The organism is Micromonospora yasonensis (genome assembly GCF_026013475.1).
GTDB classification, from domain to species: domain Bacteria; phylum Actinomycetota; class Actinomycetes; order Mycobacteriales; family Micromonosporaceae; genus Micromonospora; species Micromonospora yasonensis.
This window is the reverse complement of the sequence record NZ_JAPDPH010000021.1, coordinates 25,042-47,508: the sequence shown is the minus strand read 5'-3', so window position 1 is coordinate 47,508 and position 22,467 is coordinate 25,042. Positions and strand designations below refer to the sequence as shown.

Sequence of the window (22,467 nt, the reverse complement as noted above, 5' to 3'; positions counted from 1 at the left end):
CCGACGGGAGAACCATGCCCCGCATCTGCTTCACCCTCCAGGTCGACCCGGCCCGCCTCGACGAGTACCGCGCCCGGCACGAGCGGGTCTGGCCGGAGATGCTCGCCGCCCTGGCCGAGTGCGGATGGCGCGACTATTCGCTGTTCCTGCGCGAGGACGGCCTGCTCGTGGGGTTCCTGGTGACCGACGACTTCGCGGCGGCCCAGGCCGCCATGCAGACCCGTGACGTCAACACCCGCTGGCAGGCGGAGATGGCGTCGTTCTTCCTCCACCTCGACCAGGGCACGGCGGACCGCGCGATGCGGCCGCTGCGGGAGGTCTTCAACCTCGAGGCGCAGATCGCCGCCCAGACGGGAGAAAAAGCATGAGCCAGTCCGACGCGTCGACCCGCGACCGGGTCAAGCAGGCCCTGCGCACCCAACGCATCGAAACCCCGTCCTGGGCGTACGCGAACTCGGGCACCCGGTTCAAGGTGTTCCCGCAGGAGGGCGTGCCGCGCAACCCGTACGAGAAGATCGCCGACGCCGCGATGGTGCACCGGCTGACCGGCGTGGCGCCGACCGTCGCCCTGCACATCCCGTGGGACCGGGTGGACGACTACGCCGACCTGGCGACGTACGCCGCCGACCAGGGCGTCGCCCTGGGCGCGATCAACTCCAACGTCTTCCAGGACAGCGACTACAAGCTCGGCAGCGTCACCAACCCCGACCCGGGAGTACGCCGCAAGGCGATCGACCACCTGCTGGAGTGCGTGGACATCATGGACCGCACCGACTCCCGCGACCTCAAGCTCTGGTTCTCCGACGGCACCAACTACCCTGGCCAGGACGACATCCGGGCCCGGCAGGACCGGCTCGCCGCCGCGCTGCGCGAGACGTACGACCGGCTCGGCGACGGCCAGCGGCTGCTGCTGGAGTACAAGCTGTTCGAGCCGGCCTTCTACACCACGGACGTGCCGGACTGGGGCACCGCCTACGCGCACTGCCTCGAGCTGGGCCCGAAGGCGCAGGTCGTCATCGACACCGGCCACCACGCCCCCGGCACCAACATCGAGTTCATCGTGGCGTTCCTGCTGCGCGCCGGGAAGCTGGGCGGGTTCGACTTCAACTCCCGCTTCTACGCCGACGACGACCTGATGGTCGGTGCCGCGGACCCGTTCCAACTGTTCCGGATCATGTACGAGATTGTCCGCGGTGACGCCCTGCGGCCGGAGGCCGGGATCGCGTTCATGCTCGACCAGTGCCACAACATCGAGCCGAAGATCCCCGCGATCATCCGCTCGGTGCTGAACGTGCAGGAGGCCACCGCCAAGGCGCTGCTCGTGGACGCCGACGCGCTCGCCGCCGCCCAGCAGGCCGGTGACGTGCTCGGCGCGAACGCGGTGCTGATGGACGCGTACCACACCGACGTGCGGCCGCTGCTCGCCGAGCTGCGCGTCGAGCTGGGCCTGGATCCCGATCCGATGGCCGCGTACGCCCGCTCCGGCTACTTCGACCGGATCCGCGCCGAGCGGGCCGGCGGTCAGCAGGCCGGCTGGGGCGCCTGACCACCACCGAGAACGCACACAGGAGACGTGAGGACGATGCATTCCGAGGTTCAGGCACTCATCGGCCGCAGCAACCGGCTCGGCGCCGACCCGACCACGACGAACTACGCCGGCGGCAACACCTCGGCCAAGGGCGCGGCCACGGACCCGGTGACCGGCGGCCCCGTCGAGCTGCTGTGGGTCAAGGGCTCCGGCGGCGACCTCGGCACGCTCACCGAGGCCGGACTGGCCGTGCTCCGGCTCGACCGGCTGCGCGCCCTCGTCGACGTCTACCCCGGCGTCGAACGGGAGGACGAGATGGTGGCCGCGTTCGACTACTGCCTGCACGGGCGGGGCGGCGCGGCGCCGTCGATCGACACCGCGATGCACGGTCTGGTCGACGCCGCACACGTCGACCACCTGCACCCGGACGCCGGCATCGCGATCGCCACCGCCGCCGACGGGCCGGAGCTGACCAAGGAGATCTTCGGCGACCGGGTGCTGTGGGTGCCGTGGCGGCGTCCCGGTTTCCAGCTCGGCCTCGACATCGCCGCCGTCGCGCAGGCCAACCCGCAGGCGATCGGGGTCGTCCTCGGTGGGCACGGGATCACTGCCTGGGGCGCGACCAGCGACGAGTGCGAGCGCAACTCGCGGGAGATCATCCGCACCGCGCAGGCGTACCTCGACGAGCGGGGCCGGCCCGAGCCGTTCGGCCCGGTGATCCCCGGCTACGAGCCGCTGCCGCCGGACGAGCGGCGGGCCCGCGCGGCGGCGCTGGCGCCGGTGATCCGGGGCCTGGCGTCGACCGACCGCGCCCAGGTCGGGCACTACACCGACAGCGACGTGGTGCTCGACTTCGTGGCCCGGGAACGGCACCCCGCGCTCGCGGCGCTCGGCACCTCCTGCCCGGACCACTTCCTGCGGACCAAGGTGCGTCCGATGGTGCTCGACCTGCCACCGACCGCCCCGCTGGACGACACGGTCACCCGGCTCAAGGAACTGCACGCCGGCTACCGGGACGACTACCGCGCCTACTACGAGCGGCACGCCACCCCGGACAGCCCGCCGATGCGCGGCGCCGACCCGGCCGTCGTGCTCGTGCCGGGCGTGGGCATGTTTAGCTTCGGGGCCAACAAGCAGACCGCCCGGGTCGCCGGCGAGTTCTACGTCAACGCCATCAACGTCATGCGCGGCGCCGAGGCCGTGTCCCGCTACGCTCCGATCGACGAGGCGGAGAAGTTCCGCATCGAGTACTGGGCCCTCGAAGAGGCCAAGCTGGTCCGGATGCCCAAGCCGAAGCCGCTGGCCACCCGGATCGCCCTGGTCACCGGCGCCGGCTCCGGAATCGGCCGGGCCGTCGCCCACCGCCTCGCCGCCGAGGGCGCCTGCGTCGTCGTCACCGACCGGGACACCGCCGCCGCCGAGACCGTCGCCGGTGAACTGGGCGGACCCGACGTCGCGGTGGCCGTACCGTTGGACGTCACCGACGCCGAGGCGGTGGCCGCCGCGGTCCGCGCGGCGGTGCTCGCCTACGGCGGCCTGGACCTGGTGGTCAACAACGCCGGACTGTCGCTGTCCAAGTCGCTGCTGGAAACCACCGAGGCGGACTGGGACGTGCAGCACGACGTGATGGCCAAGGGGTCCTTCCTGGTCTCGCGGGAGACCGCCCGGGTCCTCATCGACCAGGGGATGGGCGGCGACATCGTCTACATCTCCAGCAAGAACTCCCTCTTCGCCGGCCCAAACAACGTCGCCTACGGTGCGGCAAAGGCCGACCAGGCGCACCAGGTCCGCCTGCTCGCCGCCGAACTCGGCGGTCACGGCATCCGGGTCAACGGGGTCAACCCCGACGGGGTGGTCCGTGGCTCCGGCATCTTCGCCGGTGGTTGGGGGGCCCAGCGCGCCGCCGTCTACGGCGTGCCGGAGGAGAAACTGGGCGAGTTCTACGCCCAGCGCACCCTGCTCAAGCGGGAGGTGCTGCCCGAGCACGTCGCCAACGCGGTCTTCGTGCTCACCGGCGGAGACCTGTCCCACACGACGGGCCTGCACGTTCCCGTGGATGCCGGCGTCGCCGCGGCGTTCCTCCGGTGATCCGGGGCGGTGCCGGGTGAGGACGACGACTCCTGTGGAGAATCCCGTGCTCGACGAGGAGGACCTGCGGCTGCTGCGGCTGCTCGCCACGGGCCTGCCGCTCGAGACGGTGGCCCGGCGGTCGGAGATGTCCGAGCGGACCGTACGCCGGCGGATCCGGGCCATCTGCGACCGGCTCGGCGTGACCGCCCCGATCCAGGCGGTCGTGTGGGCGGCTCGGCGGGGGATGCTGTGAGCAGCGTCCACCTCGCCGCCGTGGACCTGGGCGCGTCCAGCGGCCGGGTCATGCTCGGACGGGTCGGGCCCGGGCACCTGGAGCTGACCGAGGTGCACCGGTTTCCCAACGAACCCGTGCGCGCCGGGAACACCCTGCACTGGGACATCCTCGCCCTCTGGCGGGGCGTCCTCGACGGCCTGCGGGCCGCCGGGCCGGTGACCAGCATCGGCGTCGACTCCTGGGCGGTCGACTACGGGCTGCTCGACGCGACCGGCGCGTTGCTCGGCAACCCGGCGCACTACCGCGACGGCCGTACCGACGGGCTCGCCGAGCGGGTCGCCAAACAGCTGGGCGAGGAGCGGCTCTACACCACCACCGGCCTGCAGCAACTGCCGTTCAACACGCTCTACCAGCTCGCCGCCGCGGCCGGCACGCCGCAGCTGGACATCGCCCACCGGCTGCTGCTGATCCCGGACCTCATCGCGTACTGGCTCACCGGTCAGCTCGGCGCCGAGCTCACCAACGCCTCGACGACCCAGCTGTACGACCTGCGGCGGCGGGCCTGGGCCACCGGCCTGATGGCCGACGCGGGCATCCGTAGCGAGCTGTTCCCGCCGCTGCGCGAGCCGGGCAGCCGGATCGGCCCGGTCCGGCCCGACCTGGGCCTGCCCGGCTCGCCGGAGGTGGTGGCGGTGGGCTCGCACGACACCGCGTCGGCGGTGGTGGGGGTGCCGGCGGCGGGTGACCACTTCGCCTACGTCTCCTGTGGCACCTGGTCCCTGGTCGGGGTCGAACTCGACGCCCCGGTGCTCACCGAGGCGAGCCGGCGGGCCAACTTCACCAACGAGTCCGGCGTCGACGGCACGATCCGCTACCTCCGTAACGTGATGGGCCTGTGGCTGCTGCAGGAATCCCTGCGTACCTGGAACACCGCCGACCTGCCCGACCTGCTGCGGCGGGCGGCCCGGGAACCGGCGTTCCGCTGCGTCGTGGACCCGGACGACCCGGCCTTCCTGCCGCCGGGTGACATGCCGGCGCGCATCGCCGACGCCTGCCGGCGGGCCGGCGAGCCGGTACCGGCCACCCCGGCCGCCACGGTCCGCTGCATCATGGACAGCCTCGCGCTGGCGCACCGGCGGGCCGTCCGCCAGGCGCAGCAGCTCTCCGGCCGGCACGTCGACGCCGTACACGTCGTCGGCGGCGGCGCCCGCAACGAACTGCTGTGCCAGCTCACCGCCGACGCCTGCGGACTGCCGGTACTCGCCGGGCCGGTCGAGGCCACCGCGCTGGGCAACGTGCTGGTCCAGGCCCGCGCCACCGGTATCATCGGCGGCGACCTGGCCGCCCTGCGGGCGGTCCTGCGCGAAACTCAGCACATCGTGCGGTACGAGCCGCGCGGCGACCAGGCGGCATGGCAGGCCGCCGAGGACCGGATGGGCGGTTGAGGATGCGGATCGCGCTGTTCGTCACCTGCCTCGCCGACACGCTGTACCCCGAGGCGGCGAAGGCGACGGTACGGCTGTTGGAGCGCCTCGGGCACGAGGTCGACTTCCCCGCCGACCAGACGTGCTGCGGGCAGATGCACGTGAACACCGGCTACCCGGACGACGCGCTGCGGCTGGTCCGGCGGCACGTGCGGGTGTTCGCCCCGTACGACGTGGTGGTGGCCCCGTCCGGCTCGTGCGTGGGGTCGGTGCGGCATCAGCACGCGATGGGGGCCCGCCGGGCGGGGGACGAGCGGTTGGCCAGCCGGGCGGAGGAGGTCGGCCGGCGTACCTACGAGTTGTCGGAGCTGCTGGTCGACGTGCTGGGGGTGACCGATGTCGGGGCGTACTACCCGCACCGGGTGACGTACCACCCGACGTGCCACTCGCTGCGGATGCTGCGGGTGGGCGACCGGCCGTTGCGGTTGTTGCGGGCGGTGCGGGGCCTGGACCTGGTGGAGCTGCCACAGGCGGAGCAGTGCTGCGGGTTCGGCGGCACGTTCGCGGTGAAGAACGCGGACACCTCCACCGCGATGCTGGCGGACAAGCTGCGCCACGTCCTCGACACCCGGGCGGACGTGTGCACGGCGGGGGACGCGTCCTGCCTGATGCACATCGGTGGCGGGCTGTCCCGGCTGCGGGCCGGGGTGCGGACGGTGCACCTGGCGGAGATCCTGGCGTCCACCGAGACGATCGCAGCGAGGGGGTGAGCGGAGTGCGGACCTTCCTGGGCATGCCGGCGACCGCGCCGCCCGGTGTGGGGCATCTGCGGGGCGAGGAGCCGTTCCCGGCCGCGGCCCGCCGGGCGCTCGGCGACGCGCAGCTGCGCCGCAACCTGCGGCACGCCACCACGACGATCCGGACCAAGTCCGGGGCCGTCATCGGCGAGGTGCCGGACTGGCAGCAGCTGCGTGCCGCCGGCCGGGCGATCAAGGCCGATGCCATGGCCCGCCTGCCGGAGCTGCTGGAACAACTGGAGGCGGCGGTCGCCGCGGCCGGCGGCACGGTGCACTGGGCGGCCGACGCGGCCGAGGCGAACCGGATCGTCACCGAACTGGTCCGGGCCACCGGCGCGGACCGGGTGATGAAGGTCAAGTCGATGGCCACCCAGGAGATCGGCCTCAACGAGGCCCTGGAGGCGGCCGGGATCGAGCCGGTCGAGACCGACCTCGCCGAGCTGATCGTCCAGCTCGGCCACGACCGGCCCAGCCACATCCTGGTCCCCGCCATCCACCGCAACCGCGCCGAGATCCGCGAGATCTTCCTGCGCGAGATGCCCGGTGTGGACCCCGACCTCACCGACGACCCACCGGCCCTGGCCGCGGCTGCCCGCCGGCACCTGCGCCAGACGTTCCTGAGCACCCGGGTGGCCGTCTCCGGGGCGAACTTCGCCATCGCCGAGACCGGCACCCTCGCCGTGGTCGAGTCCGAGGGCAACGGACGCATGTGCCTGACCCTCCCCGACACCCTGATCACCGTGATGGGCATCGAGAAGGTCATCCCCACCTGGGACGACCTCGGGGTGTTCCTGCAACTGCTGCCCCGCGCCTCCACCGGGGAACGGATGAACCCCTACACCTCCATGTGGACCGGAGTCACTCCCGGCGACGGCCCGCAGCAGGTGCACCTGGTGCTGCTGGACAACGGCCGCAGCGCCGTGCTCGCCGACCAGGTCGGCCGGCAGGCGCTGCACTGCATCCGCTGCTCCGCCTGCCTCAACGTCTGCCCCGTCTACGAACGCACCGGCGGACACGCCTACGGCTCTGTCTATCCGGGACCGATCGGAGCGGTGCTCTCCCCGCAGCTCACCGGGGTGGCGGACAACGCATCCCTGCCGTACGCCTCGTCCCTCTGCGGGGCCTGCTACGACGCCTGCCCGGTAATGATCAACATTCCGGAACTCCTGGTCCACCTGCGCGCCCAGGCCCCGCACCCAAAGAGTGAGGCGGCGGCGATGGCCGCGGCCGCGTACACCATGGACCACCCGGCGCTGTACGCGGCCGCGCAGCGCGCCGCGAAGCTCAGCAAGCTCTCGGGCCCGCGCGGTCGCGGCCTGCCGCCACCGTTGAGCGGCTGGGCCGCCAGCCGCGACCTGCCGGAGCCGCCGTCGCAGACCTTCCGCCAGTGGTGGGCCGAGCGGTGACCGCACGCGATCTCGTCCTCGGCCGAATCCGCGCCGCCCTCGGCGACACCCCGGCCGTACCGGCCGAGGTACCACGTGGGTACCGGCCCGCCGGCTCCGGCGCCGCCGACCTCGACCTGCTGGTCCACCGGCTCGCCGACTACCGGGCCACCGTCCATCGCTGCGCCGAGGAGGGCGAGGTCGCGCAGGTCGTCCACCGGATCCTCGGCGGCCGGCGCGTCGTGATCCCGCCCGGACTGCCCCCGCACTGGCTGCCCGACACCGTCACCGCGGTGACCGACGAGAACCTCACCGCCGACCAGATCGCCGCCGTCGACGGGGTCGTCACGGCGGCCGCCGTGGCCGTCGCCGAGACCGGCACCATCATTCTCGACGCCGGCCCGGACCAGGGCCGCCGGATGATCAGCCTGCTACCCGACGTGCACGTCTGCGTGCTGCGGACCGACCAGGTCGTCGCCGGCGTGTCGAGCGCCCTCGCCCGGGTCGATCCGCGCCGGCCGCTGACCTGGATCAGCGGGCCCTCCGCCACCAGCGACATCGAACTCAACCGGGTCGAGGGCGTCCACGGCCCCCGGCACCTCCACGTCGTGACCGTGCCCCGGGCGTAGCTCTCGCCCGGCACCAGCCGGCGGCCGCGCACCCGTAGGCTGGCCCCATGATCCACCCGCAGCCGCGCCGGCCGGCGCCGCGTCAGCGGACCGTCCCGACCGCGGCCCCCTCGCGGCTGTCCCGGTGGTGCAGCCGGGTCGAGCAGTCACGCGGCTTCGAGGTGGCGATCGTCATCGTCATCGGCCTGAACGCGGTGGTGCTCGGCGTCGAGACCTATCCGCATCCGGGGTCGCTCGGGACTTCGCTGCGAGCGCTGGAGTGGTTCTTCCGGGCGATGTTCGTCAGCGAGATCGTCATCCGGGTGCTGGCCCACGGCCGCCGACCCCAGGACTTCTTCCGGCACGGCTGGAACGTCTTCGACTTCACCGTGATCGCCGCGGCGTTCATCCCCGGCCTGCACGGTGAGTCGCCCGCCCTGCGGGTCATCCGCATCGCCCGGGTGTTACGGCTGGTGCGCTTCTCACCGGGACTGCGTACCATCGTGACGGCCCTGCTGCGCAGCCTGCCCGGCGTCGGTGGGTTCCTCGCGCTCGCCCTGGTGACGCTGTACGTGTACGGCATGGCCGGGTGGCTCATCTTCGCCGACTCGGATCCCGAGCAGTACGGCACCATCGGCCGCGCCGTCCTGACCCTGTTCGTGCTGCTGTCCCTGGAGACGCTGCCCGACCTGATCGAGCAGGGCATGGCACTGTCGCCGTGGACCCTCGTCTACTACGTCAGTTATGTGCTCATCACCGCCAACCTGCTGGTCAACATCCTGATCGCGGTGATCGTCAACTCGATGGAGGAGGCCCGCCGGCTGGAGATGACCGAACGGATGGCGGAGGACGAGGACGGCGACGGCGTACCGGATGACATTGACCGGATCATCATCAGCCAGCGATTGGACGACCTGCGCGCGCTGGTGGCCGAGTTGGAGCGGGACCTGCGGGTCGACCGCGACGACCGCCCGAGGCCCGGCGCCCGGGACCAATGATCCGGCCTGGAGGGCCAGGAATCAGTCGCGCGGACTCTGGTTCGATGGCGAATCCGTTGGTATCTTCGCGCAATGCCTACGAATATCGAAGCCGGGGTGGACCGCGCTCGCCTCGGCAAACTGCTGGCACGCGAGCGGGCCGAGTTCGTCGAGCGGCACCCCCGGTCGGCGGCAGCGTACGGCCGCGCGGAGCACCTGTTCGGCAAGGTGCCGATGACCTGGATGAACAAGAACGCGGCGGGCTTTCCGGTGTACGTGGACCGGGCCCGCGGTGCCCGGCTCACCGATATCGACGGCTTCGACTACGTCGACTTCTGCCTCGGTGACACCGGGGCGATGGCCGGACATTCCCCGGCTCCGGTCGTCGCCGCGGTCACCCGTCGACTGGCCGAGCTCGGTGGCGCGAGCACCATGCTGCCCACCGAGGAGGCGGCGACCGTCGGGGCCGAGCTCAGCCGCCGCTTCGGTCTCCCCGCCTGGAGCTTCACCCTCACCGCCACCGACGCCAACCGGTGGGCGATCCGGCTGCTGCGCGCCGTCACCGGCCGTCCGCGCATCCTGGTCAACAGCTACTGCTACCACGGCTCGGTGGACGAGTCCCTGATCGTGGTCGGGCCGGACGGGCGTCCGCGCAGCCGGGAGGGCAACGTCGGCGCGCCCTGCGACGTGACCACGACCAGCCGGGTCGCCGAGTTCAACGACCTCGACGGCCTGGCCCGCGAACTCGCCCACGGCGACGTGGCCGCGGTGCTGATGGAGCCGGCGCTGACCAACATCGGCATCGTGCTGCCGGAACCCGGTTACCTCGACGGGGTCCGCGCGCTGACCCGGCAGCACGGCACCTACCTGATCAACGACGAGACGCACACGTTCTCGGCCGGGCCGGGCGGCGCGACAGCCGCGTGGGGCCTGACGCCGGACATGGTCACGATCGGCAAGGCCATCGGCGGCGGCGTCCCGGTCGGCGCGTACGGCCTGTCCGCCGAACTCGCCGCCGCGCTGACCGGCCGGGCGGACCTCGACCTGGTCGACATGGGCGGCGTGGGCGGCACGCTCGCCGGCAACCCGGTGTCGATCGCGGCCACCCGAGCCACCCTGCAGGAGGTGCTCACCAACGACGCGTTCGCCGGCATGATCGACGTGGCGACCGTGTTCGCCGACGGCATCCGCACCCTCATCGAGGGGTACGCCCTGCCGTGGTCGGTGAGCCAACTGGGCGCGCGGGTGGAGTACCGCTTCGCCGCTCCGGCGCCCCGCACCGGCACCGAATCAGCCGCCTGCGCCGACTCGGAGTTGGAGGACTACCTGCACGTCTACCTGATCAACCGGGGCATCCTCATGACCCCGTTCCACAACATGGCGCTGATGTGCCCGCAGACCACCACCGCGGACGTCGCCCGGCACCACGAGGTCTTCGCCGAGGCGCTCGGCGAGCTGCTGGGCTGAGCGGCGGTCCACCGCCGAGGGGCGGCCGGAAATGCCTCGGACGGCTACCATCCGCGACACGCCGCAGCGTGGGAAGTCGGTCCCACCTCGGCGGGTGGTTCCTGTTGCCCGCCGCGCTGTGGGCGGTGATCGGAGCTCAGAGCTTGAATGGCTCTCAGGTAATCCGACACTGTCCGGGCATCGAGGCACCGCAGTCTGTGCAGGCGGGTGCGGTGGTAGCCTGCGGCGGGGCTTTGCGATCTTGGTTTCGTCATTCGGCGGCCCGATGAGGAGATGCACGATGGCAGGTGTTCCGGCCGATCCGGGCGTGCTGCATCCGATGCCCGAACAGCCGCGCGTGGTGCTGTTGAAGCCGCTGGTCACCTCGCCGCTGATCGAGGTCGGGGAGTTCACCTACTACGACGACCCGGATGATCCGACCGCGTTCGAGACCCGCAAACGTGCTGTATCACTACGGGCCGGAGAAGCTGATCATCGGGAAGTTCTGCGCACTGGGCGAGGGCGTGCGGTTCATCATGAACGGCGCCAACCATCGCATGGACGGCCCGTCGACCTTCCCGTTCCCGATCATGGGTGGTTCCTGGGTCGAACACTTCGATCTCATCACCAACCTGCCGGGACGGGGTGACACCGTGGTTGGCAACGACGTCTGGTTCGGATACCGAGCCATGGTGATGCCTGGCGTCCGCATCGGCAGCGGAGCGATCATCGCTTCCGGGTCCGTCGTCGTCGATGACGTCCCCGACTACGGCATCGTCGGCGGCAACCCAGCCAGGCTCATCCGCCGCCGCTACAGCGAGGAAGACGTCGCCCGCCTGCTGGCACTTGCCTGGTGGGACTGGCCGACTCAGCACATCACCGAGCAGCTCCGCACGATCATGTCCGGCAGCATCGACGACCTCGAGGCTGCGGCACCCAAGCATCGGTAGCGCCAGGTCGGGGCCTGGTTGGCTGATCCATACGACCTCGGGCGTTGGGCGCGGCGGGCGACGGTGGCGTAGGTCGTGGAAGGGCGTAAGGACCGGTTTCAGCTCGGAGCCCTGGTGAGGAGGGCCTCGTGGTCGCTCCACAGCCAGTCGAGGTACCGCTGTAGTTCCGTGACGGTGGCGACCCATCCCTTGTCCAGGTACGTGAGGATGCGTTCCGCCTCCCCGGGGAGCAGGTCGTAGGCGGTCGCCTGCGTCTCCGGGGCGACGGTGCCGGGAGCGACCGGCACCGGATCCGGGATGAGGGGTACGCGGATGCCGCGGTTACTGAGTGCCTTGAGGACCGTGAGATAGACGCGGGGCAGGTGGTATGCGGAGACGCTGAGCGCGACGCTCGTGATGCCCAGGGCCTCGACCTGGCGGGCGATCCACGCGCCCTGTAAGCCGGTGTTGGGTGCCGGCTCGGCCTGCAGCTGGACCCCGTCGACTCGGCGCAGGCCGAGCCTACGGAGATAGGGGAGGCTGAGCTGCTGGTACGTCTCTTCAGCCGGATTCCCGTTCGCCACCAGCAGATGGTTGATGGTCGGGGTGGCCTCCCAGCGTCGGATGGCATGGGCGAGACGCCACTCCTCACCCTGGCCGGTCGGTACGGCGAGAGCGTCGACGTGTTCGGCGGCCGACTGCGGCACGGCCAGGATCGCCATGAAGAGCTTCGCCACGTCCATCAGTTGGACAGCTGGGTAGCCAGCGAGATCCGCCGGCTGCACGACCCGCGGAAGGGACGCGGCAGCGCTCCTGCCTCCTATGTGTGGACTCATCCCGCTGAGGCCAGGTGCGCGTCGACCGTCCGCCCCATCCGGGTGACGGCTTCGGTGAGGATCGCGGGTGAGGTGGCGAAGTTGAGGCGTACGAAGCCTGCCCCGCCGGTGCCGAAGACGTGCCCGGAGCTGAGCGCGACCCGCGCCTGGTCGAGGAACATCTTCGCCGGTCCGGCGAGGTCGCTGGCCACGCCGGGTTCGCCGTCCGGCTGCTCAGTGGGGATGCTCAGGCCGGTGCAGTCCAGCCAGGCGAGGTAGGTGCCCTCGGGGCGGTGGTACGGCACGGACGGGAGGTGCTTCGCCAGCAGCGCCGCCAGCAGCGCGCGGTTGGCGTCGAGGCCGTCGAGGAGGAGGTCGAGCCAGGGCCCGCCGGCGCGGAACGCGGCGGTGTGCGCGAGGACGCCCAGGTGGCTGGGCCCGTGGCCGACCTCCTCCGGCATTCGGTCGAGGTCGGCGACGGCCTGCGGCCCGGCCACCGCGAGCGCCGCCTTGAGGCCGGCGAGGTTCCACGCCTTCGAGGCGGAGGTCAGGGCGAACGCGTTCTCGGCGCCGGCCACCGTGAGGTACGGGGTGAACTGCGCCCCGGGGAGCACCAGCGGGGCGTGGATCTCGTCGGAGACCACCCGCAGGCCGTGCCGACGGGCCAGGTCCGCGACGGCCTCGAGTTCGTCGCGGCGGTGCACGACGCCGGTCGGGTTGTGCGGGTTGCACAGCAGGAACGCCGGCCGGCGGCCGTGGGCCCGGGCGCGACGGAAGGCCTCGTCGAGCGCGGCGGGGTCCATCCGCAGGTCGGGTCCGAGTGGAGCCTCGATCACCTGCCGCCCGGCGTGGCTGACGAAGGCGTAGAAGGGCGGGTACACGGGGGAGCAGACCACGACCGCGTCGCCGGGTTCGGTCACGAGCCGGAGCACCTCGACGATGCCCATCATCACGTCCGGCACGACCGTGGTGTGCTCGACCCGGAAGTCGTGCCAGCCCCAGCGCCGGGCGGCGAAGTCGCCGAGCGCCTCGGCGTACGCCGTCCCGTACGCGTAACCGGTGTCACCGAGGTCGATCGCGCGGCGGAGCGCGTCGGCCACCGGGGGAGCGAGCGGAACGTCCATCTCCGCGACCCAGAGGGGGAGCACGTCGGACGGGTGCATCCGCCACTTCACGCTGGTGCGCTGGCGCAGTTCGTCCAGCGTGAGCTGGGTGAGCGGATTCTGGGCCGGGGAGCCGTCGGTGGCGGGAGCGGGGGCTGCCATGCCGCCCACCCTAGGCCGTACGTCGGCGTCACCGTCCGCTGCGGTGCCGACGAGCACGACACCCGGTGCCGGCCGGGGCTGGCGCACGCTACCGGACGGCGCCAAAACCGTGCCTGCCGCCGGACAACCGATCGGTGACCGGTGGCGTCCTTACTCCCGACGGCCGAACTGGTTCGGGTGGAGGTTCAGTGGACGAGTTAGCCGAAGACGCGTTTCGCGGGTTTGTCGCAGCGCGTTCGGCGGCATTGCTGCGCAGCGCGTACCTGCTGGTCGGCGACCGGGATCGAGCCGAGGACCTGCTGCAGACCGCGCTCATCAAGACCTACGTGAAGTGGCAGCGTATCCGGGATCCCGGTGCGGTCGAGGGATACGTGCGACGCGTGATGGTCAACACCGCGACGTCGTGGTGGCGGGGCCGACCGTACCGGGAGCGACCGGTCGCCACGCTGCCGGAGGGCGGCGGGGCGGACGAGATGGACGTGCGTCTGGAGCAGGACACGATGTGGCAGCACCTGCTGGCGCTGCCGGTGAAGCAGCGCGCCGTGCTGGTGCTGCGCTACTACGAGGGCATGGGTGAGGCGGAGATCGCCGAGGTGTTGGACATCTCGCGAGGCACGGTGAAGAGCCACACGTCGCGGGGCCTTGCCGCGCTGCGCCGCCTACTGGAGCAGCAGGACGCAGAAGTGGGGTCGGTGAGATGAACGATCGGGTAGAGGAGCGGCTCGGCGGGACGCTCGAGCGCCGGGCCGGGGCGGTGGCGGCGGGACCCCGGTTCTCCGCGGAGGACATCGTGCACGCCGGGCGGTCGGCGGCTCGACGTCGTACCCTGCGGATCCGGATCTCGGTGGCCGCGACCGCGGGCCTCACGGCGCTGGCGGTCGTTGCCGTGCCCGCCATGACCGACGCGCTGCGACGCCGAGCCGAGCCGGCACCGGCGACGTCCACGTCCCGTACGCCGCCGCGCAGCTTGCCCACGAGCTGCCCGGTCGAGCGCCTGCCGGTACCGCCGCACAGCGTCATGGACATGGTGATCAACATGGATCCGACCGGGCGCTACATCGTGGGCCGGACCAACCCCGGCGGGAAGGTGGGGCGGCTCGACATGCTGATCTGGGACAACGGCCACCTCCAGGTGGTGCGGGTGCCCGGTGACCAGCAGTTGCCGACCGACATCAACGCCCGCGGCGTGGCGGTCGGGGTCAGTGGTGACATCGGTCAACAGGCCTGGATGTACCGGGACGGCACAGTGACCAATCTGCCTGGCATGCGGCCCACCGTCGCCAACGCGATCAACGACGAAGGGGTCGTGGTCGGCTGGGACACCCGGCGACGACCGGTGGTGTGGCGGTCGCCGTCCGAGCAGCCGGTCGCACTGCCGACGCCGAGCGGTGTCTGGGAGGGCGAGGCCACCGACATCGCCGCGGACGGCACGATCGTCGGCATGCTCGACAAGCAGGGTGCCAACATGCCGCGGGCGTACGCCTGGTTGCCCAACGGCGCGTTGCGGCAGTTGCCGTTGCCGGTGATCGCGGGCGAACGAGCCGTCTCGTCCCGGGCAATGGCGATCGTCGGCGACTGGGTCGCGGGCATGGCGGACAGTCCACGCGGCGACACGCCGACGCTGTGGAATCTGCGCACCGGCGAGGTCAGGGCCTTCCCGGAGCTGAGCATCGGCGGCCGTAGCGTGAGCGCCGACGGCTGGCTCGTCGGCAACCAGGAGGAGGGGCGAGCGTTGCTGGCCAGCCTCCAGGATGAGCTCACCCTGCCCGATCTCGACAACCACAAGAGCAGCCTGGCCAACATCGCCGTCGCGATCAGCCAGGACGGCCGGCTCATCGCGGGTGACGGATCGGCCGGCGGCAAGCTGCCGGTCCCGGTGGTCTGGCGCTGTCGTTGACAGCCGACGTCGAGGACCTGGGCCGAGGCCGCCGCCGGCTCAGCGGTGGTGCCGGATGCGGTCCCAGGTGCTCGGCGGCGCCAGCCCTGGGCCGGTGCGCAGCACAGTCGCCACCGGCCGGCCGCCGCCGGTGGCGGCACTGACCCGACCGCGTTCGGTGCCGGCCGGCAGCCGTGCGGGTACGGCCGGGATGGCGACGTCCAGCCGTACCCGCATGCCGGGCCAGCCCAGCACGCTCACGTCCTGTGCGGCGTGCAGCGTCGTGCCCGTGCCGAGCGGCCCGTGCACGGTGGCGACCTGCTCGCCGGCCCGGACGATCGGATGCAGCGCGATCGCGGCGGTGGCCGCGCGGACCAGCGGGCGGGTCGCCCGGAACACCCGGTCCAGCTGCACGGGGGTGTTGGCGCCGGGCTGCCCCAGGACGGCGCCCACGATGGTCATCCGGCGGCCGCCCACCGTGGCGACGGCGGCGAAGACGAGGCAGCCGCCGGCCTCGTCGGTGGACCCGGTCTTGATCCCGACGACGCCGTCCCGGCCGACCAGGGTGTTGTAGTTCTTCACGGTGCCGGCGATCGGCAGGGTGGCCTTTTTCTGCGCGACGATCTCCGCGAACGTCGGTAGTTCCATCGCCTTACGGGCCAGGATCACCTGGTCGACGGCGGTGCTCACCGTGCCGGGGTCGTACCCGGACGGGTCGGTGTAGTGGGTGTCGGCCATCCCGAGCGCGGCAGCGGTGTCGTTCATCTTGGCGACGAATGCCTCGACGCTGCCCGCGTCCCAGGCGGCCAGGATCCGCGCCATGTTGTTCGCCGACGGGAGCAGCACGGCCTGGAGCGCCTGCCGCTCGGTGAAGACCGCGCCCGCCACGACCGGCACGAGGGACTCACCCCGCGCCTGCTCCCGCGGGTACGCGGCGGCCTGCGCCGCGCTGACGGTGAGTTCCGGTCCCTGCTCGCCCGGGTCGAGGGGGTGTTCGGTGAGGATGACGTACGCGGTCATCACCTTCGTCACGCTCGCGATGGGCACCGGCTTGCGCTTGCCCGACGTACCGAGTGATCCGAACCCTTCGACCGTGAGGGCGGCCTGTCCGATCCTGGGCCACGGCATCGCCGGGGCCTTGCCCGCAATGATCGCCGACGTGGGCAGCGTCCGGGTGACCGTCGGCGCGGGCAGCGGCCGGCGTAGCGGCTCGACCGCCACCAGCGCGGTACCGATCAGGAGCAGGGCCAGCAGGCCGGTGATCAGCAGCCGGGGACCGCCCGCGCGACGTCGGCCCGACGGTGGTGGCGGGACCCGCGGGATCACCTGGGTCGTCGCGGAGTCGAGCATTCTGATGCCTTCCCGATGGCACGCCGGCCTGCCTGACGGCTCCGCCGGCGGGTAGCTGTCCCTGTCACTGTTTTGTGCGGCCGAGATGGTTCGCTGTTCCGGCGGCGGCCGCGACAGCGGTCGCCCCCCGGTGTGTGGAGGGTAGCGGGCCGGCCAGCATCCGTCTCCCACCGTTGGACACGCGCGATCTCCCCGTATCGGTTGCCGTGCGAGGTGTAGCCCGGGCGCGGCTGGCTACAGAGATGCCATGGCGGAGCCCGGTGGGGTACGACGAGGCGGCACCGAGGGCGGACCACACGGGCGGATCGGAACATCGGCTCCCGAAGCTGGCAGGTCGGCGACGGCCGGTGGCAGCCCGGGTGCGCGCCTCGGTCGAGCCGTACACCGGGTGGTGTCGCTGCTGGGCGATCCGCAGCGCAGCGCGCCGAGGGACGCGGTGCGCGCCGCGCTCGTGCTGCCGGGTCTGTTCGCGTTCGGGCGGTACGTGGTGGGGAACCAGTCGTTCGCCACGTTCACCGTCTTCGGCGGCTTCGCCCTGCTCATCATGAGTGACTTCGGCGGCACCCGCCGGGAACGGGCGCGCTCCTACCTGCTGGCCACGACGGCGGGAGCGGTCCTGGTGGCGGTCGGTACGGTGGTGGCCCGGTCGGCGGTCGCCGTCCCGCTCGTGATGTTCGCGGTGGCGCTCGTGACCACCTTCCTCGCCGCGGTGGTGGGCGGCCATGTCGGCACGGCACGGCTGGGCCTGCTCCTGTCGTTCGTGCTGACCGTCACGCTGCCTCCGGCGGCCGGTCAGATCCCGGTCCGGGTGGCGGGGTGGGTGTTCGCCGGCGTCGTGGCGACCGTCGCCGGCCTGCTCCTGCTGCCGCGCGCCGGGCCGGTGGCACTGACCCGTGCCGCCGCCGAGGCGTGCCGCGCGGTGGCGGACCTGGTCGCCGTGGTGGCGCGCGACCCGGGCGATCCGGAGCTGAGCCGGTTCCGGGACGTGGCGGCCACGGCGGTCGGCACCGCTCGCGAGCGCTACGCCGACACGGCCAGCCGCGCGGTCGGCTCGCGGCGTCGGCTGCACGCGTACGCGGAACTCCTCGGCGATCTGCACCTGCTCGTGAGCGTCGTTCGTCACCCGTTGTACCGGCCGTACCACCTGGCCCGGCGCAGCACCGGGACCGAGGGAGAGATGGTGGAGGCGGTGTCGGGCGCGCTGCGTGCCGGCGCCGCCACCCTGGAGGGCGCCGCGGGGGAGCCGGACGTGGCCGGTCTCGACCGGCGGCGGCGGGCGCACCAGCGCGCGCTGGAGCGGTGGGTGCGGAAGTTGCTCGACCGGTCGGCGCCGGCCGAACAGGTCCTCGCCGCCCTGGCCGTCGACCACACGCTGCGGGTGCTGGCGTACCTGTCGACGTCGGTGGCGGTCAACGCCTCGGCGGCCACCGGCCGGAGGGCCGGCATCGGCAGCGGCAGGTCGCCGACGGCCCTCGATGATCAGCCGGCGCGCCACCGGCGCCTGCGGTGGCTGGCGTCGTCGGCCGCGCCGAACTCGACGGCGCTGCGGGACAGCCTGCGGGCCGCGGTGGGCCTGGCGTTGTCGGTGTGGCTCGCCGCGCGGCTGGGCCTCCCGCACGCCTTCTGGGTGGTGCTGGGCACGTTGCAGGTGCTGCGGACCAACGCCCTGGGGACCGCCCGGTCGGTAGCGCGGGCCATCGCCGGCAACGTGGTGGGTGTCCTCGGCGGATCCGCCCTGGTCATCGCGGCCGGCGGCCGTCCGGGGCCGCTGTGGGCGGTGCTTCCCGTCGCGGTGTTCCTGTCCGCCTACACCGCCAATTCGCAACGCTTCCTGCTCAGCCAGGCCGCCTTCACGCTCGACCTGATGATCATCTTCAACCTGCTCGCCCCGGTGGGATGGCGGCTGGGCCTCATTCGGCTGGCGGACGTCGGTGTCGGAGTGGCGGTCAGCGTGGTGCTCAGCCTGGTGCTCTGGCCGTACGGGGCGCGCCGGCAGTTCGTCCGCAGCGTGGCCGCCTACCATCGGGCCGCCGTCGACCAACTCCGGCGTGCCTTCGACCAGGTGCTGGCCGTCGACGCGGGCGGCCGGCCGTCGGCTCCGCCCGCGGGCCCCCGTATCCGGGCCGAGTTGGCGCTCGCCGACTACCTGTCCGAGCGGCCAACCGGGCCGCTCGACGTCACCAGCGCCGTGGCGCTGCTGACCGGGGCGAACTACCTGGTCATGGCGGCCAGCCTGATGCGGGACGCGGTCCGCTTGTCGGGCTACCGAGCGGACGCGTGCCGGGACCTGGTCGAGCCGGTTCGATCGGCCCAGCAGGCGCTGCTCGGTGGCCTGGCGCGGTCGGCCGACCGGTTGACCGACGGCCGGACGCCGTCCTTCCGGCCCACGGTGCCGGATCTGGGGGCGCCGGTGTGGACCTGTCTGCGGCGGTGGCGCGGCGACGAGGCGGTCGCCGGGTCCGCGATGGCACTGGCGGTCGCGGCCGAGTGGCTCCGCGGTATCGACCAGGTGGGCGACGACCTGGCCGGACCCGTCGACCGGGCGGTCGTGGCGGCGGGCCGGCCCTGGTGGCGCTGACCACCGTGGGCGCGTGGGCGGCTCGACGGGCTTAGCGGGCCGTTAATTAACGGCCCAACCGGTACACCGGCGGGCAAGCAGTGTGCAGACTGGCCCAATGCCCGCCGCCGCGCCGCCTGCTCCCGCCGCCCGCCGTCGTCGTACCCGGACGCTCGTGGCGGTGCTCGCCTCGCTCGCCATGGCGGCCGGGGTCGGTGCCTGGTCGCTGCACGACCGGGCCGCTTTCGACGCGGCCGACGCCGGCCCGGCGGGCGGTGTCCCCGGCTGCGCCGGCCGACCGGCCCGGGCGGCGCACGAGGTGCGCGGCATGTGGATCACGACGGTCAACAACATCGACTGGCCGAGCCGGCCCGGGCTGCCGGCCGAGACCGTGCGGGCGGAGTTCCGCAGCTGGCTGGACCTGGCGGTGCGGCGCCACCACAACGCCGTCTTCGTCCACGTGCGACCGAGCGGCGACGCGCTCTGGCCGTCCCGGTACGCGCCGTGGTCGCAGTGGCTGACCGGCCGCCGCGACGGCCGCGACCCGGGCTGGGACCCGATGGAGTTCATGGTCGCCGAGGCCCACGCCCGCAGCCTGGAGTTCCATGCCTGGTTCAACCCGTACCGGGGTGGGCAGCCGGCCACGGTGGGGGGTCCGGGTCCCCGGCTGGAGCAGCTCGCGCCGACGCACCCGCTGCGGCACCATCCCGACTGGGTGGTGACCTATCCCAGCGCCGACCGGCCCGGCAGCCGCCTCTACTTCAACCCGGGCATCCCGGAGGCGCGCCGGTTCGTCGAGGACTCGATGCTGGAGGCGGTCCAGCGGTACGACGTCGACGGCGTGCACTTCGACGACTTCTTCTACCCGTACCCGGAGGCCGGGCAGGACTTCCCGGACGGCGCGGCGTTCGCCCGCTACGGCCGGGGGTTCGCGGACAAGCACGCCTGGCGGCGGGACAACGTGAACACGCTGGTCCGGGAGATGAGCGAGCGGATCAAGGCGATCAAGCCATGGGTGAAGTTCGGGATCAGCCCGTTCGGCATCTGGCGCAACAAGCGCACCGATCCGGCCGGCTCGGCGACGGCCGGATTGCAGAGCTACGACGACATCTACGCCGACACCCGTCTCTGGGTACGCGAGCAGTGGCTGGACTACGTCGTGCCGCAGCTCTACTGGCACATCGGGTTCGGCAAGGCCGACTACGCGAAGCTGCTGCCGTGGTGGGTGGCCACGGTGAAGGGCACCCGGGTGCAGCTCTACATCGGCCAGGCCGACTACCGGGTGGGGGAGCGCGGCGCCTGGCGCGACCCGGCCGAGCTGGACCGCCAGCTCGCCCTCAACCGACGGTACGGGGTGAGCGGGAGCGTGCACTTCAGCGCCCGGCAGGTGCGCGCCGACAAGCTCGGCGCGGTCAGCCGCTACAGCGAGGCGCACTACGCCGCCCCGGCACTGCTGCCCCCGATGGCCCAGCTGACGGCGGCGCCGCCGGCCGCCCCCGCGCTCACCCACGTAGGCCGGGACGACACCGGCGGCATCGCGCTGACCTGGCGGGGAAACGAGGCCACGAGCTACGCCGTCTACCGGGTCGACGGCACCGTCGCCCGGCTCGTCGGCACCGCCCGGGGCACCGGGTGGGTCGACCGTACCGCTCCGGACGGACAGTCGCAGTCCTACTGCGTCTCCGGGCTGGATCGCAGCGGGAACGAGGGCCCGCTCAGCCCGCCGGCGTCCGTACCCGCGCAGTAGGCGATCCGGCCGGCCACGATTGTGCTGATGATCCGATCTGACCTCAGGCCGGGCGGAAGGAGTCACGGCCGTCGGCCGCGGCATGCTTGATCATCAGGTGCCGGGTGACCGAGTACTCCGCGACCGACTCCTGGCTCATGTCCTTGCCGAAGCCGGAGCCCTTGACGCCACCGTGCGGTGCCTCGGACGCGATCGGCAGGTGGTCGTTGATCCAGGTGACGCCGACGTCGAGCCGGTGGCTGACGCGCAGGGCCCGCGACACGTCGCGGGTCCAGACCGACGAGGCGAGCCCGTACCGGCTGTCGTTGGCCAGCCGCACCGCCTCGTCCTCGTCGTCGACGGCGAGCACCACGACCACCGGTCCGAACACCTCGCCCTGCACGATCTCGCTGCGCTGCTCGGCACCGACGACGAGGGTGGGCGGGAAGAAGAAGCCGGGCCCGTCCGCGGGCGAACCGCCGACGGCGACGGTGGCGCCGCCGGCTGCCGCGCGGGCCACGAAGTCCGCCACCCGGCCCCGGTGGCCTGCCGAGATGAGCGGGCCGATGTCGGTCTCGGTCGACCACGGGTCGCCGGTGCGTACCTTCGCCAGCGCGGCCTCCAGCGCGCCGACCGCGTCCTGGTAGACGGAACGCTGGACGTAGACCCGGGTGGCGGCGGTGCAGTCCTGGCCGGTGTTGTACGTCGCGCCCATGGCCACCCCCGCCGCCATCTCGGACAGGTCGGCGTCGTCGAAGACGATCGCGGGGGCCTTGCCACCGAGTTCGAGGTGCACGCGCTTGAGCCCGGCCACCGCGCCACGCATCACCTCCTGGCCGGTCCGGGTCGACCCGGTGACGCTGACCATGTCCACGCCGGGATCGGCGACCAGGGCCGTCCCCACGTCGGCGCCGCCGGTGACGACCTGCACCAGACCCGCGGGCGCGCCCGCCTCCTGGGCCAGTCGGGCCAGCGCGAGCGTGGTGCGGGGCGTCTGCGGCGCGGGCTTGATGACCACCGCGTTGCCGGCCGCCACGGCCGGACCGATCTTCCAGATCGCCATGATGAGCGGGAAGTTCCAGGGCGCGATCGAGCCGACGACCCCGACGGGCCGGCGCACCAGCAGCGACGTGTAGCCGGCGGACAGCGTGCCCGCGCCCGTCCCGTCCAGCGACCGCGCCGCGCCCGCGAAGAACCGCAGGTTGTCCACACCGAACGGCAGCTCGCCGTCGCGCATCACCGATGCCGGCTTCCCGGTCTCCTCGACCTCCAGGCGGGTCAGTTCCTCGGCATCACGCTCGACGAGATCAGCCAGTCGCAGCAGGACCCGTGAACGCTCCGCCGGGGTGGCGTCACGCCACTGCTCGAAGGCGGTCCGCGCCGTGGCCACCCGCGCGGCGACGTCTGCGGTGTCGGTGTCCGCGACCTCGCCGATGAGGGCACCGGTCGCGGGGTTGGTCAGGATGGCCACGGTCGCTC

Annotated in this window: 18 protein-coding genes and 1 pseudogene; 15 read left to right on the top strand and 4 right to left on the bottom strand. The window is 72.5% G+C overall.

The annotated features are described in order from the left end of the window. The first annotated feature begins 14 nt into the window (after positions 1-14). The 11 genes and pseudogenes from ONA70_RS07365 (at position 15) to ONA70_RS07315 (ending at position 11,420) form a co-directional block, all read left to right on the top strand. Positions 15-368: an L-rhamnose mutarotase gene (locus ONA70_RS07365; protein WP_265005579.1), complete on the top strand. Its 354-nt coding sequence runs from the start codon at positions 15-17 to the stop codon at positions 366-368. Beyond that, a complete protein-coding gene (gene rhaI, locus ONA70_RS07360; protein WP_265005578.1) occupies positions 365-1,546 on the top strand; it encodes an L-rhamnose isomerase in 1,182 nt (393 codons plus the stop codon). Before ONA70_RS07365 ends, rhaI begins: the two co-directional genes overlap by 4 nt. 36 nt (positions 1,547-1,582) lie before the next feature. Next, complete coding sequence (locus ONA70_RS07355; protein WP_265005577.1) at positions 1,583-3,616, top strand: bifunctional aldolase/short-chain dehydrogenase; 2,034 nt, start codon at positions 1,583-1,585, stop codon at positions 3,614-3,616. A 46-nt stretch (positions 3,617-3,662) separates the two neighbouring features. Further along, positions 3,663-3,851 carry a LuxR C-terminal-related transcriptional regulator gene (locus ONA70_RS07350; RefSeq protein WP_265005576.1) on the top strand — a complete coding sequence of 63 codons (189 nt, stop codon included), beginning with the start codon at positions 3,663-3,665 and terminating at the stop codon, positions 3,849-3,851. After that, complete coding sequence (locus tag ONA70_RS07345; protein WP_265005575.1) at positions 3,848-5,278, top strand: rhamnulokinase; 1,431 nt, start codon at positions 3,848-3,850, stop codon at positions 5,276-5,278. The genes ONA70_RS07350 and ONA70_RS07345 overlap by 4 nt, the downstream gene beginning before the upstream one ends. Positions 5,279-5,280: 2 nt before the next feature. Then, positions 5,281-6,027 (top strand): (Fe-S)-binding protein, encoded by a 747-nt coding sequence (locus ONA70_RS07340; protein WP_265005574.1) that lies wholly within the window; start codon positions 5,281-5,283, stop codon positions 6,025-6,027. 5 nt (positions 6,028-6,032) lie between these two features. Then, positions 6,033-7,460 (top strand): lactate utilization protein B, encoded by a 1,428-nt coding sequence (locus ONA70_RS07335; protein ID WP_265005573.1) that lies wholly within the window; start codon positions 6,033-6,035, stop codon positions 7,458-7,460. Beyond that, a complete protein-coding gene (locus ONA70_RS07330; RefSeq protein WP_265005572.1) occupies positions 7,457-8,068 on the top strand; it encodes a LutC/YkgG family protein in 612 nt (203 codons plus the stop codon). Before ONA70_RS07335 ends, ONA70_RS07330 begins: the two co-directional genes overlap by 4 nt. 47 nt (positions 8,069-8,115) lie before the next feature. After that, the gene (locus ONA70_RS07325) at positions 8,116-9,045 is read left to right on the top strand and encodes an ion transporter (protein WP_265005571.1); all 930 of its coding nucleotides are present in this window, start codon (positions 8,116-8,118) and stop codon (positions 9,043-9,045) included. 72 nt (positions 9,046-9,117) lie between these two features. Beyond that, positions 9,118-10,491, top strand: a complete 1,374-nt coding sequence (locus tag ONA70_RS07320) for a transaminase (RefSeq protein ID WP_265005570.1) — start codon at positions 9,118-9,120, stop codon at positions 10,489-10,491. Between the two features lie 280 nt (positions 10,492-10,771). Next, positions 10,772-11,420, top strand: a pseudogene (locus ONA70_RS07315) (CatB-related O-acetyltransferase). Between the two features lie 98 nt (positions 11,421-11,518). Here the strand turns inward: ONA70_RS07315 and ONA70_RS07310 are convergent. Together ONA70_RS07310 and ONA70_RS07305 are read right to left on the bottom strand one after the other, a co-directional pair. Continuing rightward, on the bottom strand, positions 11,519-12,235 hold the full coding sequence (locus tag ONA70_RS07310) for a hypothetical protein (protein ID WP_406601160.1): 717 nt from the start codon (positions 12,233-12,235) through the stop codon (positions 11,519-11,521). Further along, on the bottom strand, positions 12,232-13,479 hold the full coding sequence (locus tag ONA70_RS07305; protein ID WP_265005568.1) for a MalY/PatB family protein: 1,248 nt from the start codon (positions 13,477-13,479) through the stop codon (positions 12,232-12,234). The genes ONA70_RS07310 and ONA70_RS07305 overlap by 4 nt, the downstream gene beginning before the upstream one ends. A gap of 188 nt (positions 13,480-13,667) precedes the next feature. Here ONA70_RS07305 and ONA70_RS07300 point away from each other — a divergent pair, with 188 nt between their 5' ends. Both ONA70_RS07300 and ONA70_RS07295 read left to right on the top strand, forming a co-directional pair. Continuing rightward, positions 13,668-14,180: a SigE family RNA polymerase sigma factor gene (locus ONA70_RS07300; protein WP_265005567.1), complete on the top strand. Its 513-nt coding sequence runs from the start codon at positions 13,668-13,670 to the stop codon at positions 14,178-14,180. Then, positions 14,177-15,376 carry a hypothetical protein gene (locus tag ONA70_RS07295; RefSeq protein ID WP_265005566.1) on the top strand — a complete coding sequence of 400 codons (1,200 nt, stop codon included), beginning with the start codon at positions 14,177-14,179 and terminating at the stop codon, positions 15,374-15,376. Before ONA70_RS07300 ends, ONA70_RS07295 begins: the two co-directional genes overlap by 4 nt. 39 nt (positions 15,377-15,415) lie before the next feature. Here ONA70_RS07295 and ONA70_RS07290 read toward each other — a convergent pair whose 3' ends face one another. Then, on the bottom strand, positions 15,416-16,705 hold the full coding sequence (locus tag ONA70_RS07290) for a D-alanyl-D-alanine carboxypeptidase family protein (protein WP_265005565.1): 1,290 nt from the start codon (positions 16,703-16,705) through the stop codon (positions 15,416-15,418). A gap of 388 nt (positions 16,706-17,093) precedes the next feature. Between ONA70_RS07290 and ONA70_RS07285 the strand changes: the two genes are divergently transcribed. Beyond that, the gene (locus tag ONA70_RS07285) at positions 17,094-19,283 is read left to right on the top strand and encodes an FUSC family protein (protein WP_265005564.1); all 2,190 of its coding nucleotides are present in this window, start codon (positions 17,094-17,096) and stop codon (positions 19,281-19,283) included. A gap of 97 nt (positions 19,284-19,380) precedes the next feature. Continuing rightward, positions 19,381-21,009 (top strand): glycoside hydrolase family 10 protein, encoded by a 1,629-nt coding sequence (locus tag ONA70_RS07280; RefSeq protein ID WP_265005563.1) that lies wholly within the window; start codon positions 19,381-19,383, stop codon positions 21,007-21,009. 43 nt (positions 21,010-21,052) lie between these two features. On the opposite strand, the gene ONA70_RS07275 is transcribed toward ONA70_RS07280, so the two are convergent. Beyond that, positions 21,053-22,459, bottom strand: a complete 1,407-nt coding sequence (locus ONA70_RS07275; RefSeq protein WP_265005562.1) for an aminobutyraldehyde dehydrogenase — start codon at positions 22,457-22,459, stop codon at positions 21,053-21,055. Between the last annotated feature and the right edge of the window lie 8 nt (positions 22,460-22,467).

Coding starts and splice junctions, on each gene's coding strand:
- ONA70_RS07365 (WP_265005579.1), top strand. CDS start 15: ATGCCCCGCATCTGCTTCACCCTCCAGGTCGACCCGGCCCGCCTCGAC.
- rhaI (WP_265005578.1), top strand. CDS start 365: ATGAGCCAGTCCGACGCGTCGACCCGCGACCGGGTCAAGCAGGCCCTG.
- ONA70_RS07355 (WP_265005577.1), top strand. CDS start 1,583: ATGCATTCCGAGGTTCAGGCACTCATCGGCCGCAGCAACCGGCTCGGC.
- ONA70_RS07340 (WP_265005574.1), top strand. CDS start 5,281: ATGCGGATCGCGCTGTTCGTCACCTGCCTCGCCGACACGCTGTACCCC.
- ONA70_RS07325 (WP_265005571.1), top strand. CDS start 8,116: ATGATCCACCCGCAGCCGCGCCGGCCGGCGCCGCGTCAGCGGACCGTC.
- ONA70_RS07320 (WP_265005570.1), top strand. CDS start 9,118: ATGCCTACGAATATCGAAGCCGGGGTGGACCGCGCTCGCCTCGGCAAA.
- ONA70_RS07310 (WP_406601160.1), bottom strand. CDS start 12,235: ATGAGTCCACACATAGGAGGCAGGAGCGCTGCCGCGTCCCTTCCGCGG.
- ONA70_RS07305 (WP_265005568.1), bottom strand. CDS start 13,479: ATGGCAGCCCCCGCTCCCGCCACCGACGGCTCCCCGGCCCAGAATCCG.
- ONA70_RS07295 (WP_265005566.1), top strand. CDS start 14,177: ATGAACGATCGGGTAGAGGAGCGGCTCGGCGGGACGCTCGAGCGCCGG.
- ONA70_RS07290 (WP_265005565.1), bottom strand. CDS start 16,705: ATGCTCGACTCCGCGACGACCCAGGTGATCCCGCGGGTCCCGCCACCA.
- ONA70_RS07280 (WP_265005563.1), top strand. CDS start 19,381: ATGCCCGCCGCCGCGCCGCCTGCTCCCGCCGCCCGCCGTCGTCGTACC.